Origin of the sequence: Dolichospermum sp. UHCC 0406, from assembly GCF_009712025.1 — a bacterium.
In the GTDB taxonomy this organism is placed as follows: domain Bacteria; phylum Cyanobacteriota; class Cyanobacteriia; order Cyanobacteriales; family Nostocaceae; genus Dolichospermum; species Dolichospermum lemmermannii.
Window position 1 is genome coordinate 409422 of record NZ_VILA01000014.1, and the last position, 16870, is coordinate 426291.

At 37.2% G+C, this 16870-nt stretch carries 15 protein-coding genes, 1 other RNA gene and 1 pseudogene; 10 read left to right on the forward strand and 7 right to left on the reverse strand.

The window, feature by feature from the left end:
* Window positions 1–128: 128 nt before the first annotated feature.
* From FJR09_RS13035 to FJR09_RS13060, 6 genes are all read left to right on the forward strand, one after another.
* Window positions 129–827 carry a hypothetical protein gene (locus FJR09_RS13035; protein ID WP_015083476.1) on the forward strand — a complete coding sequence of 233 codons (699 nt, stop codon included), beginning with the start codon at window positions 129–131 and terminating at the stop codon, window positions 825–827.
* Between the two features lie 51 nt (window positions 828–878).
* Window positions 879–1244, forward strand: an RNA gene (gene rnpB, locus FJR09_RS13040) — RNase P RNA component class A.
* A gap of 160 nt (window positions 1245–1404) precedes the next feature.
* Complete coding sequence (locus FJR09_RS13045) at window positions 1405–2763, forward strand: AAA family ATPase (protein ID WP_148279143.1); 1359 nt, start codon at window positions 1405–1407, stop codon at window positions 2761–2763.
* Window positions 2763–3701 (forward strand): DUF4435 domain-containing protein, encoded by a 939-nt coding sequence (locus FJR09_RS13050; protein WP_015083474.1) that lies wholly within the window; start codon window positions 2763–2765, stop codon window positions 3699–3701. The genes FJR09_RS13045 and FJR09_RS13050 overlap by 1 nt, the downstream gene beginning before the upstream one ends.
* Before the next feature lie 194 nt (window positions 3702–3895).
* Window positions 3896–4618, forward strand: a complete 723-nt coding sequence (gene rnc / locus FJR09_RS13055) for a ribonuclease III (protein WP_015083473.1) — start codon at window positions 3896–3898, stop codon at window positions 4616–4618.
* Between the two features lie 39 nt (window positions 4619–4657).
* Window positions 4658–5956, forward strand: a complete 1299-nt coding sequence (locus FJR09_RS13060) for a hypothetical protein (RefSeq protein WP_015083472.1) — start codon at window positions 4658–4660, stop codon at window positions 5954–5956.
* Window positions 5957–6236: 280 nt separating this feature from the next.
* Here FJR09_RS13060 and FJR09_RS13065 read toward each other — a convergent pair whose 3' ends face one another.
* From FJR09_RS13065 to FJR09_RS13075, 3 genes are all read right to left on the reverse strand, one after another.
* The gene (locus tag FJR09_RS13065; RefSeq protein WP_015083471.1) at window positions 6237–6515 is read right to left on the reverse strand and encodes an RNA-binding protein; all 279 of its coding nucleotides are present in this window, start codon (window positions 6513–6515) and stop codon (window positions 6237–6239) included.
* Window positions 6516–6655: 140 nt separating this feature from the next.
* Window positions 6656–6955 (reverse strand): RNA-binding protein, encoded by a 300-nt coding sequence (locus FJR09_RS13070; RefSeq protein WP_015083470.1) that lies wholly within the window; start codon window positions 6953–6955, stop codon window positions 6656–6658.
* A gap of 191 nt (window positions 6956–7146) precedes the next feature.
* A complete protein-coding gene (locus FJR09_RS13075) occupies window positions 7147–8016 on the reverse strand; it encodes a PD-(D/E)XK nuclease family protein (RefSeq protein ID WP_015083469.1) in 870 nt (289 codons plus the stop codon).
* 122 nt (window positions 8017–8138) lie between these two features.
* On the opposite strand from FJR09_RS13075, the gene FJR09_RS13080 reads away from it, so the two are divergent.
* From FJR09_RS13080 to FJR09_RS13090, 3 genes are all read left to right on the forward strand, one after another.
* Window positions 8139–9566, forward strand: coding sequence for a phosphoglucomutase/phosphomannomutase family protein (locus FJR09_RS13080; RefSeq protein ID WP_015083468.1), 1428 nt, complete (start codon window positions 8139–8141; stop codon window positions 9564–9566).
* 62 nt (window positions 9567–9628) lie between these two features.
* On the forward strand, window positions 9629–9904 hold the full coding sequence (locus FJR09_RS13085; RefSeq protein ID WP_015083467.1) for a lipopolysaccharide assembly protein LapA domain-containing protein: 276 nt from the start codon (window positions 9629–9631) through the stop codon (window positions 9902–9904).
* Between the two features lie 417 nt (window positions 9905–10321).
* The gene (locus tag FJR09_RS13090; protein ID WP_015083466.1) at window positions 10322–10951 is read left to right on the forward strand and encodes a type I restriction enzyme HsdR N-terminal domain-containing protein; all 630 of its coding nucleotides are present in this window, start codon (window positions 10322–10324) and stop codon (window positions 10949–10951) included.
* 25 nt (window positions 10952–10976) lie between these two features.
* Here the strand turns inward: FJR09_RS13090 and FJR09_RS13095 are convergent, their stop codons facing one another.
* The 4 genes from FJR09_RS13095 to FJR09_RS13110 form a co-directional block, all read right to left on the reverse strand.
* On the reverse strand, window positions 10977–11237 hold the full coding sequence (locus tag FJR09_RS13095) for a tyrosine-type recombinase/integrase (protein WP_041458594.1): 261 nt from the start codon (window positions 11235–11237) through the stop codon (window positions 10977–10979).
* Window positions 11238–11239: 2 nt separating this feature from the next.
* Window positions 11240–14179 carry a carboxypeptidase-like regulatory domain-containing protein gene (locus FJR09_RS13100; RefSeq protein WP_015083464.1) on the reverse strand — a complete coding sequence of 980 codons (2940 nt, stop codon included), beginning with the start codon at window positions 14177–14179 and terminating at the stop codon, window positions 11240–11242.
* A 152-nt stretch (window positions 14180–14331) separates the two neighbouring features.
* Window positions 14332–15216, reverse strand: coding sequence for a P pilus assembly protein, chaperone PapD (locus FJR09_RS13105; RefSeq protein ID WP_168633378.1), 885 nt, complete (start codon window positions 15214–15216; stop codon window positions 14332–14334).
* Between the two features lie 435 nt (window positions 15217–15651).
* Complete coding sequence (locus FJR09_RS13110) at window positions 15652–16113, reverse strand: hypothetical protein (RefSeq protein WP_168654096.1); 462 nt, start codon at window positions 16111–16113, stop codon at window positions 15652–15654.
* 568 nt (window positions 16114–16681) lie between these two features.
* Between FJR09_RS13110 and FJR09_RS13115 the strand changes: the two are divergent.
* A pseudogene (locus tag FJR09_RS13115) lies at window positions 16682–16816 on the forward strand (DUF433 domain-containing protein); the annotation flags it as partial.
* Window positions 16817–16870: the final 54 nt, after the last annotated feature.

Below are 16870 nucleotides of genomic sequence, written 5' to 3' on the forward strand. Positions count from 1 at the left end.
AGTCACACCTGTAAAAATTACATTCAATTGCATCATACAACTTCATCACATAAATCACATAAATCATAAAAATCATAGTTTAGACTATGTTACAATTTTGAAATTGGTAGAAAATCAGGGTTATAAAAATGCAGAGTGGCGACCAAAATCTGATTATTTTGATGATTTATATACTTGTTGTCTATTGGACAATCAATCGCATGATTGCATCTATAGACGATATAGTAAAAGTTGATTTCCAAAAAGGTGCTGTTGATGATCAATTAAAAGCACAAAATCTCCAAGATACAGTGGGTATTTCCTTCAAGACAGGTACTTATGGACTAGATAAAGTGGAAACTGATCTAAAAGAATTATCAATGAGTGTTGAAAATAAATCAGATAGTATTGCCATATATGTTGACTGGGATAATAGTTCTTTCGTGGTTGAACATAGCAAGCAGTCGCGGCGGGTAATTCGCAAATCTCCTGACTTAACCCGCGATTTAGCTATACCCCAAGTTCCGACAATTATTGCTCCTAAAAAGACAATTTCTGAAAATGTCACCGCAGAAGATGTTTTTCAAAGAGATAAAGAATCAGGAGTCTATAAACCAGCCTCACCTTTAATTAATGTAGCGGGAGTTAAAGGGAATAAAAAGTTATATAAAGACTTTTTAGATGGCAAAAAAAATTTAGAATTTTCCTTACAACTTGTATTGCGAATTTCAGAAATCAGAGCCGGTATTGCACCGGGAATAAATGTTCCTCCAGTGTCAATTATTAATTGTCCTTTTACTATTAAAAAAATCCCTTGGACCTACGCTTTACCTTGGAATAAAAAGTAATCTATCTGAGTCTTGCGATTTTCATGTAATTAAAAGTAAACTAGAGAAAGAGAGAGTAGGCGTAGGCAGTTGCAGATTAGTCATTCAGACTGGTTTGAGGAAAGTCCGGGCTCCCGAAAGACCAGACTTGCTGGATAACGTCCAGTGCGAGTGATCGTGAGGATAGTGCCACAGAAAGATACCGCCAGTCAATTTATTGGTTGGTAAGGGTGCAAAGGTGCGGTAAGAGCGCACCAGCAGCGTCGAGAGGCGTTGGCTCGGTAAACCCCGGTTGGGAGCAAGGCCACAAGGAACTACGGTTGGTCTTTTACCAGTTCCGCTGAAAAAGAGCCGCTAGAGGTGTTTGGTAACAAGCATCCCAGATAGATAACTGCCCTCGCAAGAGAACAGAACCCGGCTTACTACCGACTCTCTCTTTTTAAGCGAATTATGGATTTTTTATTTTCCATAGTTCGTTTTTTCAATTACTACAGAAAATGAGAGAGACTGAAACATTTTAGCTAATGAAATTTTGAATAGAGCTAGTTTCAAACATTTGATATATAATATATTTATGTGTAATAATATGAACAATAAAATGAACACAAGTAATATAAAATCTTTTTCTGTGTCTGGTCTTTTTGGAACAGATGATATACACATTCCTTTTGATGAAAATATCAAAATACTAGTTGGTGAAAATGGAATTGGCAAAACTCAAGTTTTAAATCTTTTTTATTATACTTTGACAAGAAATTTTTTTAAACTTGGTGAATTTAAATTTGATAGATTAGTTTTATCATTTAATGATAGAAAATCTATCGAGATCACTAAATTTTATGTAGATGAATTGGTTAAAGAAATTTACGATAATCCTATAATTATGGATGAAGTTAATCATCAAATTACACATCCAAGTCGCTATCAGGATTTATTTTTTAAAACTGAGATTTTAAAAAATAAATTTATACAAAGTAGAATAGATTTGGTCTATACTTCAGATGATTATAAAACTATCTATGAACCAAGAAAACGCGGTACTTTTGTTATACAAATTGGGAGAAAAAGAGTAGACATATTCAACCCTTTTTTTAGTCAATGTGAAAAAGAAATTGAATCAGGAATTGGAAATACTGAGATTATGTATTTTCCCACTTATAGACGGGTTGAAGAAGATTTACATAATTTAGGTTATAATGATGATGAAATTTTAAATCAAGAAAATACACTGATTCAGTTTGGAATGGATGATGTGCAAAAACGTTTTACTCAAATTGAAAGTAAAATTGATAAACTCTTAAAAGAAGGATTTTCTAAAATCACTTCGGAAATTTTAAGTCAATTAATAAAAGGATTTTCTCACACAGATAATAATTTTTTAAGTAAAATTAATGAAAATGATATTGAAATTATTTTAGCAAGAGTTGGTAAAGAATTATCTGAAAATGATAAAAATGAAATTAGAAATAGTGTTAAAAATCAATCATTTGAAAATCCATCACTAACTTATATTTTAAAAAAATTAGTAGAAATATATGATAAACAAAAAGAATTAGATGACTCGGTGAAGAAATTTAAAGACGTTTGTAATAAATATTTAATCAATAAAAGAGTATTTTATGATGAAAGTGCCATCAAAATATTTATCAAATCAAAAAAAACTGATGCTGAAATTGACTTGAGTAAACTTTCTTCTGGAGAAAAGCAAATTATTTCTACATTTTCCAAAATATACCTTTCTGAAAGTAACAAAAGATTTATTATACTTTTTGATGAACCGGAATTATCATTATCAATGATCTGGCAACGACAATTACTTCCAGATATTATCAATTCAGGAAAATGCGAATTACTTTTAGCAGTAACTCACTCTCCATTTATTTTTGATAATGAACTAGATAAATATGCTATTGGATTTGACCAATATATTCAACCTTCAGAAATGATTATAGCCTAATGTCATACTTAGATAAACTCAAACAGAGTCGAGATAAACCCCAGGTTTCCTATCAAGAATTTGCCCTGCATACAAGACAAGATAAAGATGGTTTATTTTGTTTTTTTGAAGGTAAAGATAATGCTTATTATGTGCCAAGAATCAAGCACTTTATTAATAATTATCACCCTATCCATTGTGGTGGTAGAGAGAAAGTGTTAGAAGTTTACCGACTTATTACTATTCATAGAGAATATGATAAGTACAAAAAAGCATTTTTCATTGATAGAGATTTTAATGAACCTTTACCACCTCATAACCCACCAATATTTGAAACATCTTGTTATTCAATTGAAAATTTTTATGTTTCAGTAAATGTTTTCAAAGAAATTATCAAAAATGAATTTCATTTATCAGAGGTTAGTGATCCAGATTTTCAAGTTTGTTTAACTCTTTTTAAAGATAGACAAGAAGAGTTTCATCAAGCTACAATTTTATTTAATGCTTGGTATGCTTGTTTGATAGAAATTAGAAATACTACAGGAACAAAAACAGGTGTAGAACTAGATGATAAATTCCCCAAAGATTTTATTTATTTAACTTTAGACTCAGTTTCGGTAAATTATGACTTGGAAAAAATTAAACAAAAGTTTCCAAATGCTCCAGAAATTACAGCAGATATTTTAAATAATAAAATGGAAGAATTTACTAATTGTGAACATTATAAGGTTTTCCGAGGAAAATATGAAATGTGGTTTGTGTTACTCTTTTTAAGGTTAATTTTAAGAGATTCTTGTAAAAGTAAATTGTTCATTGCAGAAAAATTAAGTTTCACTTTTAATAATGACTATACCAGTCCACATCCTATACTTACCAATGAACAAGCACTTACAGCATTTAATGGCTATGCTGAAACCCCTGAAAGTTTGAATGCTTATTTAATGCAAGTGATACAATAGGAATAAATGTCAGTCTATCTCTTCTTTTATGTTTTTATTGTATGGTATTCTATGCTAATTCTACATTCCGCAGCTAGTTGAAGTTATGAAAATGCTAACACAGTAAGTTTTTAAACAAAAAACAGACTTGTATTTATACTTTATAATTTAATGCTAAGTTAAGAGTTATTAGCCCTTTTTTCCACATTTACCTAATGTCCAGCGTTTATCCCCGCCGTCAACGGCAGCTTGAAAGTTTAGTCCAAAAGTTTGGTTTGTCACTAGATTCACCGATAAAGTGGCAATTATTGGACTTGGCTCTCACTCATCCTACCGTCTCTGATACCGCCAATTATGAACAACTAGAGTTTGTGGGCGATGCGGTGGTACGTCTCGTGGCGGCTGAGGTATTATGGGAACATTATGCTGATTGCTCAGTCGGTGATTTTGCCGCTATTCGTTCGGTTTTAGTGAGCGATCGCATTCTCGCCCAACTAGCAAGAGAATATGGTTTAGAATTATATTTATTGGTGGCTGGTAGTGCTACTGCTGATCATATCGGGCAAGAATCACGATTAGCAGATTCTTTTGAAGCAGTTCTCGGAGCGCTTTACCTTAGCACTCAAAATCTTAACCTGATTCGTCCTTGGTTAGATCCCCATTTCCAACAGCTAACCACAGAAATCCGTCTTGACCCTGCTAGACTCAATTATAAAGCGGCTTTGCAAGAATGGACTCAAGCCCAATTCAAAGTTCTCCCAGAATATCGAGTTTTGGAAGTCAGTCAACCCCACCGCACTCATGAACGCTTCTTTGCTGAAGTTTGGCTACATGAAAAAATGTTAGGACAAGGAAAAGGACGCTCCATTAAAGCCGCTGAACAAGCCGCTGCCAAAGTTGCCTATTCAGCAATTAGCATACCTGTTACAGATGAGTAATTATAGCAACCGCCAAAGCGCTTAGAACATCAATTGATCATGAAACATAAATTAAACTATGATCACTACTATCATGACTGTTATCATGAACAACAGTTAATCTATCAGCACTTATTAAAGTTAGTGCAAAAAGAATCTCTCGACCAAATGTTGGCTAGATTTCGGTCCCTATTTATTGAAAGAGCGAATTATCCTGAACCAGAAATTTTGCCAATTTTAGACAAAATTACCGCATCTAAGACCGCACCTGAAGAATTTAAGTTTTTTCTGAATCGGTGTTGTCATATTCTCATCAACTACTGGCACATGAACCCCCTACTACATAGGGCAATTTCTGATTTAATAAGTTTATTTAATACTATACCTACTACTTATAAAGTTAATAATTTACGTTACCGCGAAATTAGCCGTCTCCGTGAATTAATCAAACAGTTTGTTGGCAGCGAACAGTATTTAATTTTACAACGATTTACTCAGGTAGTAAATGAGACTTATCCTCTAGCGAAGAGACGAGATGATCAACCACTAATGACCTTAATTCGCCGTTATCCTTATCTATATGAACATTATTTAATGACTGAAGACTCTACCTTTGAACAAAAAGAAACTGTGAGACATTTTCAATCACAGGTACAAAATAAATTTGAAATTTATTTATCACAATATGTCACTTATAAAGTGCGGCGAATTCAGATGTTGCAAAACACGACAACGGCTGAAGCTAATCGAATTTTGCGCCCGGTAAATAATCCGACATTGTTAACTGATAGTGAATTATATACCACCTTAAAGTATTTTGTTGGTAAAGTCGAACATGGTAATACATATCATGAATCAGCCCAACAATTCATAAAATACGGCGGACAAGCTGCAAATTTCCGCAATTTTAAAAATGATTTATATGAATATTTAATATCTTCCGTAGATAACTCCTACGGAAAAAAACAATTTAATCAAAAACTATATAAATATTTACAAAATATTTTGCCTCAAGCAGATGAACAAAAAGTTAATGATTTATTATTGATGAGAACTTGTGGTAATTTATTAAACTTTTTAGTTGTTCATAACAAATCATCACCACAGCATTTTGTGTTCTTGGATTTGATTAGTAATCAAGGAACAGTCCCCACAATGGGTTTATTATTAAAAATTGTCCTGATTTGTCGGAAAGTAAAACCACATTTAGAAGGAAAATTTGCAATTTTATTTAATCACTATGAAAACTCTACCACTAATTCTGTTAGCTGGTTAGTGGAAACTTTAGAACAATTGAATATTGCGTTTAGCATTAATTTCAGTGGTATTGACTTATCATTCTTTAAGAGATTTTGTTAAAATATAAGTTTACTGAAAATTTGAGAAATCGGACAATAGCATGAATTGAAACGGTTATATATAGCAGATTTCGCTCTAATGAGGTACAAACTTGAATTATGAAACTCTTGTAGTGCGGGCATACTATGGCTAACGCCACGCTGCGCTATCGACAAGCTCAGTACAAGTCTTGCCCGTTGGATATGTACCTCATAACACCGGAAAGTGCTGTATAAATTAAAAAAAGACAGAGATTTCCTCTGTCCTAAAAATATGATAATTAGAGTCTTAATGGCAAAACTTAGTAACGGTCGCGTCCACCACCACCACCACGATCTTCTTTGGGTTTAGCTTTGTTAACTTTTAAGCTGCGTCCCATCCATTCAGCACCGTCAAGTGCTTCAATTGCGGCTGTTTCTTCTGCCTCTTTTTCCATTTCTACAAAGGCAAAACCTCTTTTCCGACCAGTTTCCCGGTCAGTGGGTAGTTGGACTCTCTTCACTTTTCCATATTCTGCGAAAACCCCAGTTAGGTTATTTTCCGTAACCTCATAGGATAAATTGCCGACGTAAATTGACATTGAATAGCTCCGAACACTAAAAATTTGACTTGTTCTTTAACTATAATATCAGCACTTAGATAAAATCCGCCATAGGATTTAAAAAAGACACATATTTTGTGTGTCTTGATAAAATTATGATTTATTGTGGATGTTCAAACTTAGTAACGGCGAGAATAGCCGCCACCGTCGCCACCCCGTCCACCACCACCACGATCTTCTCTGGGTTTAGCTTTATTAACTTTCAAGCTGCGTCCCATCCATTCAGAACCATCAAGTGCAGCAATTGCGGCTTGTTCTTCTGCATCTGAACTCATTTCTACAAAGCCAAAACCCCGGACACGTCCGGTTTCTCGGTCAATAGGTAGTTGAGCTTTTTTTACAGTTCCATATTCTGCAAAAACCCGCTTGAGGTCTTCTTCTGCGACTTGATAGGACAAATTACCGACGTAAATTGACATTGAATAGCTCCAGAAATTAAAAAATGGGCATTTACAGTATGAATAAAAGAAATGCCTCAACCATATAATACCCGTAATTAAGGTTTATTTTCTAATTGGGCATAGAAATTTTTTCTCCGGTAGCATAACCCTCCAAATCACCAACCGTCCCATACAACAACTAGCCAAAGCCCAAATCACCAAAGTACGACTCACGAAGATGTGGGAGAAGGATGAGATTTTGTAATTGGCATGGAATAGGATTTTGGTAGTTTTAAATCAGCAAATTCACAGATAGAACTAAAGGCACAAAAACGGCAATGGTTGCCGGGATTTGGGGGAAATATTTGACTGAAGTTGCTATTTTTAGCTTCATATTGTTGCAAATCTTCTTGATGTTGATGGGCAATATTTGCTAACTCAGATTCTAAAGCTTTAAATTCACTATTACTAATAGTAATTAATTCCGATTTTTTGCCAGCTTCCAAATTATAAAAAGATGCAACTGCGGGTTTGCCAGGATAAAGATAACGGGCTGCAAGTAAATAAACTAATGCTTGTCTGTGGTCAAAAGCCGATCTACCCGTTTTAAAATCTAAAATATGTAAGGTGCTATCAGACTCAATAAATATACAGTCCATAGCGGCATATAACCGAAAGCAATAATCTTGTTTTTCAATCACAATCGGTTTAGGAAAACCTTCATCACCGGAAGTTAATTCCAGAATTCGTTTACCTAATAATAAAGGGGCATTTTGATATTTTCTTAAAATTTGCAATACCCGATATTTAACTGTTTCATGGGTTTGACTCAATCTCAATAACCTCGCCACTTTTTCCACACCATCAGCCTGAGTTAACCAATGCAGGTGATGATGAAACTCATATACGCCTTTTTGGGCAAGAATGCCAATGCGCTGGGGTGGGGTAGCTGTTGTCAATAAAGCTTTAACTTGGGGTTCATGCTGTCGCGCTTTGATAAATCCTCTTCTCATTTGGCAATGCCAATGTTCCTGTCCCCGGCTGGGGGCAAATAAAGACCAAAGGTGGTAACTAACAAAGGGTCTATCGGGGGTTGACATTGCTCATGTAGAGTGAGAGAAATTACTTTGGGGATACTTGCGGCTTAGTGGCTGTTCCACAGCTTTGCGGGATGCTTCCTAATAGTAAATAGCAATAATCATGCACGGGAGAGAGTGGCAATATGAGTAACCCTAGCAATTCCGGTAAAATCAAGTTTGGGACTGACGGCTGGCGCGGAATTATTGCCGATGATTTTACTTTTCCCAATGTACGGAAAGTAACCAGGGCAATCGCTAGTTATCTGGAAACTGCCTATAGTAAAGACAAACCTGTTTTAATTGCCTACGATACACGGTTTTTAGCTGACGAGTTCGCCCAGGCATCTGCCGCAGTTTTGGCGGATTTGGGCTGGAATGTGAAAATTACTGATCGGGATTGTCCCACTCCAGTAATTGCCTACAATGCGCGTCTGCTCAACTCCGCAGGGGCTTTGATGTTTACTGCTAGTCATAATCCTGCACCCTATTGTGGGATTAAATATATTCCCGATTATGCAGGTCCTGCAACTCCAGAAATTACTGATACTATTGTCGCCAACATAGAAACAGCATCGGATGAGTTACCTGGCAGTAACCCATCTGGGACAATTTCTACTTTTGATCCAAAGCCCGATTATCTGAATTTTATCTACACCTTGTTGGATGTGGAAAAAATCAAAAGTGCAAATTTAAAGGTCAAGTATGATGCCCTTTATTCTACCTCACGGGGATATTTAGATGAAGTCTTGCAACACTGTGGTTGTCAATTAGAAAGTTTCCACGATTGGCGAGATGTGCTTTTTGGTGGTGGTATGCCTGAACCCAAAGGGGAACAGTTAGTTGAGTTGGTGGCAGCGGTGAAAGCTGATCATGCGGATTTGGGTTTGGCTACCGATGGTGATAGCGATCGCTTTGGTATTGTTGATGAACAAGGTAATGTTCTCACTCCCAATACAGTGTTGTTAGTTCTAGCACGGCATTTGATTAAAAACAAGGGTAAGAGCGGTGCAATTGTTAGGACTGTGGCAACTACGCATTTATTAGATAATTTTGCTGCTAAGTATGGCTTGCAAATTTATGAAACTGCGGTAGGTTTTAAATACATTGGTGAGAAAATGCGGGAAACCGCTGTTTTGATTGGTGGAGAAGAATCCGGTGGTTTAAGTATCATTGGCCATATTCCTGAAAAAGACGGGGTTTTAGCAGATATGCTAGTGGCTGAGGCGATCGCTTATGAAGGTAAGCCTTTAAGTCAGTTGGTACAGGAAGCGATCGCTGAAGCTGATGGGCCTTTGTATAACAATCGCTTGGATTTACACCTGACGGAAGATCACAAGGTTGCCGTGATTGATTCCTATACCCAAAATCCGCCTTCAGAAGTGGCAGGAATTGCGGTGAAAGAGGTGGGAAGGAAAGATGGTATTAAACTGTATTTAGAAGAGGGTAGCTGGGTGTTGCTGCGTCCTTCTGGAACAGAACCTTTGGTGAGAGTGTATATGGAAACTAACTCACCAGAAAAACTTAGTCAGATTGCTAAATTCATGGAAGCTGAAATTGCTAAGTTAGCATAGACAGTGTAGAGACGTTCCATGGAACGTCTCTACATTTTTGGCAACGTTTATATTTTTAAGTTATGATTTTGAAAATATTGGCGAATTTTTTAATATTACTAATTATAGCTATTTGGGTAGTAGCGATCGCTCTCATTTCTGTCCAAAATGCTACTTCTGTATCTTTACGGTTTTTGGGTTTTCAATCAATCCAAATTCCCTTGGGGTTGATGTTAGCTTTTAGTGTGGCTGTCGGTTTGTTAGGTACAGCAGTTTTGCAGCCTCTCTGGGGGTTGGGAGAGTCGCAATCTAGGGTAGATGAGGATGCAGAGTTTTTTGTTGATGATGAGGATTTTTAGAAGTTTTTAGATCCCCGACTTCTTTGATAAATTTTGTTATTTATCAAATTGAATTTGTAGAAGTCGGGGATCTTGATTTTGGGTTTTTCTCACGTAAAGACGCAAAGAGAAAGAGATAAAAGATAACCCACTTAATTAATTTTCATGCCGATTTAACCAAGTTACTAAATCAGAGATAGTTTTAATTCGCTCAATTGCTTGTCTATATTGAGTTTCCCATGATTATTGACCTCTGCAAATACCCCCTTGACAATTTCCCCTTTTCCTTAACTTGTCACTAATGATTGTTCCTCGCCATGACAGGTAATAGTCATTGTTCCTCGCCATAAGAAGTTCCGGTAAATATTTATATAATATAATAGGAGTTAAATTTTACCAATCACCAATTCCCAATCACCAATCACCAATTCCCAAATTATGACACAAACACTCCAAGCGAGAGATATTGATTTACGCTACTTAATTGATAATTTTGGCATTGAGTTAGTTTTAGATGGACAATTATTTTGGGAATGGCAAGAAGAATTACCAGAACTTACAGATTTAGATAAACAACTTTTAAACAAAATAAAAGCTGGTTACTTGAATCTTCTCAATTATCCGCCATTACTAGAAGATGTTGTCCGCATGGCAGTTGTAGATCCGATACTTTTTATCGGTGATTTTTACCTATCTCCCTTTTATGTAAAATCAGAAGAATCTATAGATATTGCCGTACCAGATGAAGACGTAATCATCAAAGGCAGAATGGATATTTTAGTTTTAAAAGACCAATTCTGGGTGATGATTATTGAATCAAAAAAAGCTTCTTTTTCTATTGAAGAAGGACTCGCACAAATTCTCTCTTATATGTTAGGTAATCCCTATCCTGATAAACCCAGTTTTGGGATGATTGCCACAGGTAGCGAGTTTATTTTTGTGAAATTAGTAAAAGGAAAACCACCCCGTTATGCTTTATCAAAAGGTTTTTTAATGCGTAATCCTGGAAATGAATTGTACGACGTGCTGCGTATTCTCAAGCATTTAACTCAATTGGTAACTGCTTGAATTTTTCAAAGTTGGCTCAGTGTACCTAACTATTGCGGCTCGCAAACATAAACGCTCCGGCTTCACGCGCTCGGTGAGCGAAATCATGTCGCAGATCATGAAAAGTTACATCATGGATAAGTTCCCACTCTTCAACATTTGCTTGTGCTTTAATGTTTTTCCACCAGCGATGAATGCCCGCTTCAGTTAGCCGCTCACTGCGTTGAGAAGTAAAAGTGTAAAAACTCTCAGTATCTCGTCCACCGTGATAAATATATTCATACAAAGGTCGCGCGGCTATTGACACCACTACAACAGGTTTTTTTCCACTGACGGACTAAGTCGTAAATTTAGCTGTTGATAAGGTTCAGAGGATTCACTTAAATCTATTGTTTTTGGTTCTGCTGGAATATTATTGATCAAAAGATTATACTTACGGTCAATTAATCCCTCTAGATAATACATCCCACCACTACCCGTAATAGAAAAAACCCTGTGATTAGAAGTAGAAGATACAGCTTCAACCCTAGCACCAGAGACAACTTTTCCCTTAGCATCAGTCACAGTTCCCGATAGGGTGTAGGATCTAGCAAAGGGAATAACAACTTCTGTAAAACCTCCCGCCACAACTTCAATCGCCACAGCCGTATTTTTAGTAGGAGACCAATCTAAAGGATAACCAGAAAGATCTAAATCCAGGCGATACATTCCTGGTTTTAGGGATGCAATAATCCCATTATCGGTAACTTCTGATCGATATTGGAAAACAGGCTTGTTATTGACAATTAAAAGTGAACCTGAGTTCTTGAGAATTAAAGGCTCTGTCGGCTCTTTAATGCCATTGTTATTCTTATCAAAAAATGGTTTAAAAAGAATACCGTTATCCACTCTGGGTCTAGCCTGGAAAGAATCATTTAAACAAAAACCACGTTTGAAGTCAAAGCAAGATGCAAGGGAAAGCCTAAATCTATCTGCATTTGATCCTAAACCAATATTACTATAATTAGCTTGTAAAAATAAACCAGAAAAGATTTCATGGGCAAAATTAGTAATAAATCCCGATCCTTCTGAGCCAATGCTATAGCCTAAATCTATCTCGAACTTAGACTTATTAGGCTTAAACCGCCAACTTAGAGATAATAAAGAATTACCTGTGGAACTGGTGGAACTAATTGGGGCAAGGGTTTGATAATTTAAAACTAGAGAACTATAAGAATTGTATTCCTTTAACGTAGAGTTATCTAAAATATCATAAATAAGGCTAGTTTGGGTACTGAAGTCATTACGAAAGTGTTTGAGTTCAAAATTATCTTTTCTGGCAGTGAAATTCCATTGTAGGTTACTCACATTATCCCGTTCCAGAGTTAGAGAAGCAGAAAATTTTCGTCCTGATAAACTAGCTTTTGTACCGATATTGTACCTAAAAGGCGAATTAGCACTGTAGTCATAATTAAAATTACTAAATACCGATAAATTGGGTAAAATATTTTGATTAATTCTCAGGCGGCTACCTTGCAAATCTGTAGCTAGATTTACCTGGAGTTTGGAGTTAGGATTGTAGCGAATATTTGCGTTAATTTCCCAGTCTCTTTGAGGTGTTGGCGTTAAAGCTGAAGCTGTAATTTGTAAAGGAGTATTTTCGGGTTGAAAAAATAACTCTGTTAAGCCCCGAAAACCATCTTCATAACTACCACCCACTCCTAAGGTCAATTCTTGAGATATTCCATAACGGTAACTTGCGGCTGCACGCAAATCAGTAAAGCTACCTAAAAACTCGTTGTTATTACCAGAATTATTACGTCCTGTCCCGACTGATACAATTAGGGCGGAAGCTTTATGAGGTAATTGTCCAATAACAATTGGGAGTTGAAGGATTCTTTCTTCTGGTTTAGATGTCAATTTCCCTTGGGCGTATAACAGTAATCGCACCTCAGAGAAAATGATATCGTTAAAGCTGTACTCTCCTGATTCATCAACTAAAACCTCTGCAAAAACCTGCTTATCATAGCGAGAAAGTAACTGGACTAAAGTTCCTGGAGCAGCTTTCCCTCGGACTGTTTGACCAAAACGCGATGGTTGGACACGAGCTTGTGCTGCTCCACCATTCTCTGGGGACATGGTCAATCCCCAGCGTTGGACTGTGGTTACACCCCAAAAGGGATTGGGACTGGTGCTACGCCAAAAGGGGGATTGTGAGCCTACAAATAGGTCTGTAGAGTCTTTTTGAAGAGTATAGCTGGCTGAACCCAATCTCCAACTGTTGTCATTTTCGGTTTGAGTTTCATTGAGACTGAGAAGCCATGCTCCTCCTAATAAGCTACCGCTACTAGTAACTGTTCGATTTTGAGTGGCACGGGAACGGAAACTTTGGGCAGATTGTTGATTATTTATGGTGGTGACAGTGAATGAAGGGGCAAAAATATAGGGAATATTAGTGAGGTCAATGGGTGGCTCAACGGTGGCCTTGCTGAGGACTGATTGGTTGGTGCGAGGATATTTGATTTGGATAGCATAATTATCGATGTCAAATTCTGGAGTAATGCCAAACCAGTCTTTAACATCACGGATAGATAGAACAGCGCCTATTTCGGGGTCGAGTCTGAGACGACTAAGATCAAGGTCGAATACGACTGTCGGCGATCGCAATTGTACCTGACCATTAGGCAAATTAGTCACCCGAATATTCAATGCCTTAATTATTACCTCATAAGGAACAAGCCAATCATCAAATTGAATTGCCTGAGAACCATCTTCAGTCCCCCGTACCAAGGCACTTTTGACAACCCCACGGCCATCTACTAAAATCCCAATTGGCAAAATGCCCCATTGAGCAGTAACACTTTTAGGGTCAATGGGAGGAATTAATGAGTTGGCAGACGGGGGAGACTGAGTAATATTTAGTGGTTTATTAGAGGTTTTTGGTGGAATCGGCTTTTCTATATCTGTTACCGGTAAAAACTCAATTTTTTGCTCATTAATGGGGAATTGATCATCAAATTTTCTTGAGACTGGTTTTGCTTGTTCTAAATCCACCGCCTGGATAAAGTTTATAGTAGGTTGAGATTGGGTTGATTTTTCTATATCTGTAACCCGCAAAAACTCTACCGTTTCACTGAACTTTTTAACCTCTTCCGTTGTAGGAGACTGACCTGGAGTTTTTCCAAATACGGCAGGAGCAGAAATTAATACTAAGGCGAAAACAGATGTACAAGCCGAGTAAAATCTAAAAACTTTTAACCCAATGTCCATCTAAAACTGGATGAAAACCGCTTTTTACATTCAACATTATTGAGAGATGGACTTTCACGAGGTCATGGAAAATCTAAACTTCGGAAGAATCAAGGATTTTGCCTGTGTAGACGCAGTTTCTAACCGCCCATTTTGAATTTACACCCCAGGGATTATTTACCAGGTACCGTCAAGGAAAAATTAAAAGGAACAACATTTTGATTGGTCTCGGAATTTAGCGCCCAACCTTTATTTACCCAAACAAGTTTTCCAGACAGATTATAAGTACCAGCCGACAAAGGTTTTTCATTCTTGGCTGGATAATTAATCGGGAATTTACGACTACTTTCCGATACTATTGAAGCAGGTCCATTGACTCGGCTCACAACTTCCTTATCTCCCTGTTTCAGTGTCCATTCAATATGGGGACGAGTCGAGCCGTTACCAGTATTTTCTACATTCAGCAATATTTGTCTTTGTTTAGGATCATAGTTAGCCCCCATAACCTTTAGACTAGGAGCAACCTTACCTTGACGAGCATAAACCGTTGCCCCAATTCTAGTAACAAGTCCCATTTGGGAAACCGCGACATTCTTAGGTACATTGGGATTAGTAGGGGACTCAGTCAAGGATTCAACATACACAACTGCCCGATACTCTTTATCAGTTATCTTTTCGGGAATACGAGTCACAAGTCGCACCTGTCTGGATTGTCCTGGATTAAGTGTTAACTCACGAGGAGAAAACACCAGATAGGGTGTCAGGTCGGCTTTGCTGTTAGGTTCTGGACGTAATCCTAAATCCGTATAGGAAAAGGGTTCGGCATAGAGTCGAGCGCGCACAGGGGAAGTGGTGCTAACATTTCTGATGGTAAATACACCTTTTCCCTGACCACGTTCGGTCTCCAGTTCCACAATACCAGGAATCAAATTTAAGGATTGTGCTTGAGCAGCTTGTCCAGATAGCACTAGAGGAACTCCGATAAAACTTCCCCAAGCCAGGACACGGATACCAACATTTAGGAGACTTTGCAAGTAGGAAGGTTGAATAGTAAACATAGTCTTATTATTTAAATCAGAGGGTGTTTGAAAAGTTATGGTTGATGTATCAAATATTTTTTACCCCACCCTAACCCTCCCCTTGTAAAGGGGAGGGAACTGGATTTTTATTGTTTCCCCCCTTTACAAGGGGAAAGGGGGGTAGCAATGTGATGAAAATTACGGAATACCACTTTTCAAACATCCTCTCAGATGGTCTTTTATCATTTCAGCAGTACGAAGACCGTGCCAAGTATAATTGACAAATATATTTAAGCACGGCGACATCTTTTTAAGATATCGGATCAGGGATTTCTAAAATCTCTTAAATAAGCATTTTTAACCAGATAGAGACGTTCTATGGAGCATCTCTATCTGGCTTTCGGATAACGCACAGTTAATTTTCAGTAGATATCTGTTACCTATTTCTGATGCTGGAAATCAACTCCAATATCACTATTGAGGAACAGCGCTTACTAGAATTGTATATTTGTAGATACCTACAGGAACACCAGAAGCAGATTGAACATTCATATCAACCGTCATGTCTGTAGATGCAGCGGCGGCAACGGGAAGGAATTGGTCACTTGTTACAGAACCACCAGCAGGCGATGCTGTGTAAGCTTCAATTGTGGCACCACCAGCACCAGCATCAGCTAGAACTGATTTTGTACTAACTGCTTGAAAAGCAGGGTTAGAAGCAGCAGCAACAGGTGTATCTACAAAGAAGGCCGTCTGGGAGTTACACTCAGCAGTAAAACCCGCTTTTTGGGGAGTAACACCAGCAACAGCAGCTAGTGCCGCGTTGCTATTAGAACCAATGGTTCCAATATCTACACCCTTAGCAACAATTAGACCTGATTCGATGTTGGTGAACAAGCAGTTAGCCTGAGCAACACCAGTGAAGTCTAGATTCAAGGTTTGTTCAGCCTTGGCCACAGGTGCGAATAAGAAAGAACCGCTTACTAAAAGAGCAGAGATTAAAGAAATACGTTTCATAGGGATACCTTAATTAAATTCCAAAGGGAACATAGGTGAACATTACCAACAGACCCTCATTTTTTGGGTCTATCTCTTGAGGAGTGCTTAAAATAGTCTTAAAATAGTCTTTAAAAAGTCTTTAAGAAGTCTTTAAAAAGTCTTTAAGAAGTCTTTAAAATCAATCTATATTCAATACCTTAGTCAAATTACGAGGGTGAGATGATAATGCTTTAACCATGAACTCCCGTTCCTCGCTCTTGCTTGGCAAAAACAATCACCCCTAAAAATTCCTTAAAGGTTTCCGACAAGGATTTTTTAAATGTATTGACGGTAGGATAAGGGTTTTAGATTCTAAACTACCTTTTCATCGAAACGCTTATATATGATTATTTTTGCCGTTTTTGCCAAAAATTATCAAGGCTCTTATTTTGGCAATAGTATTGATATTAAAATAAGGTTGTTAAACAACGTTAGATTTACTGATCTTTTCTGAGTCTCAATATGTTTAGGAATTAGTGAAGCACAAATTTTAGATGATTATCCTCATTTAACTGCTGCTGATTTAGTGAATGCTTGGGCTTATGCAAATGCACATCTAGAAGAAATTGAAACAGCAATTCAAAAAAATGAGGCGGCTTAAATTGTGGTACGTCTTTATGCAGATGAACAATTTCCTCGCATAGTCAGCGAATTA

Bases quoted from the DNA above. Each gene is read 5' to 3' on its own strand.
- FJR09_RS13035 (WP_015083476.1), top strand. From the start codon at position 129: ATGCAGAGTGGCGACCAAAATCTGATTATTTTGATGATTTATATACTT.
- FJR09_RS13045 (WP_148279143.1), top strand. From the start codon at position 1,405: ATGAACACAAGTAATATAAAATCTTTTTCTGTGTCTGGTCTTTTTGGA.
- FJR09_RS13050 (WP_015083474.1), top strand. From the start codon at position 2,763: ATGTCATACTTAGATAAACTCAAACAGAGTCGAGATAAACCCCAGGTT.
- rnc (WP_015083473.1), top strand. From the start codon at position 3,896: ATGTCCAGCGTTTATCCCCGCCGTCAACGGCAGCTTGAAAGTTTAGTC.
- FJR09_RS13060 (WP_015083472.1), top strand. From the start codon at position 4,658: ATGAAACATAAATTAAACTATGATCACTACTATCATGACTGTTATCAT.
- FJR09_RS13065 (WP_015083471.1), bottom strand. From the start codon at position 6,515: ATGTCAATTTACGTCGGCAATTTATCCTATGAGGTTACGGAAAATAAC.
- FJR09_RS13070 (WP_015083470.1), bottom strand. From the start codon at position 6,955: ATGTCAATTTACGTCGGTAATTTGTCCTATCAAGTCGCAGAAGAAGAC.
- FJR09_RS13075 (WP_015083469.1), bottom strand. From the start codon at position 8,016: ATGTCAACCCCCGATAGACCCTTTGTTAGTTACCACCTTTGGTCTTTA.
- FJR09_RS13080 (WP_015083468.1), top strand. From the start codon at position 8,139: ATGAGTAACCCTAGCAATTCCGGTAAAATCAAGTTTGGGACTGACGGC.
- FJR09_RS13085 (WP_015083467.1), top strand. From the start codon at position 9,629: ATGATTTTGAAAATATTGGCGAATTTTTTAATATTACTAATTATAGCT.
- FJR09_RS13090 (WP_015083466.1), top strand. From the start codon at position 10,322: ATGACACAAACACTCCAAGCGAGAGATATTGATTTACGCTACTTAATT.
- FJR09_RS13100 (WP_015083464.1), bottom strand. From the start codon at position 14,179: ATGGACATTGGGTTAAAAGTTTTTAGATTTTACTCGGCTTGTACATCT.
- FJR09_RS13105 (WP_168633378.1), bottom strand. From the start codon at position 15,216: ATGTTTACTATTCAACCTTCCTACTTGCAAAGTCTCCTAAATGTTGGT.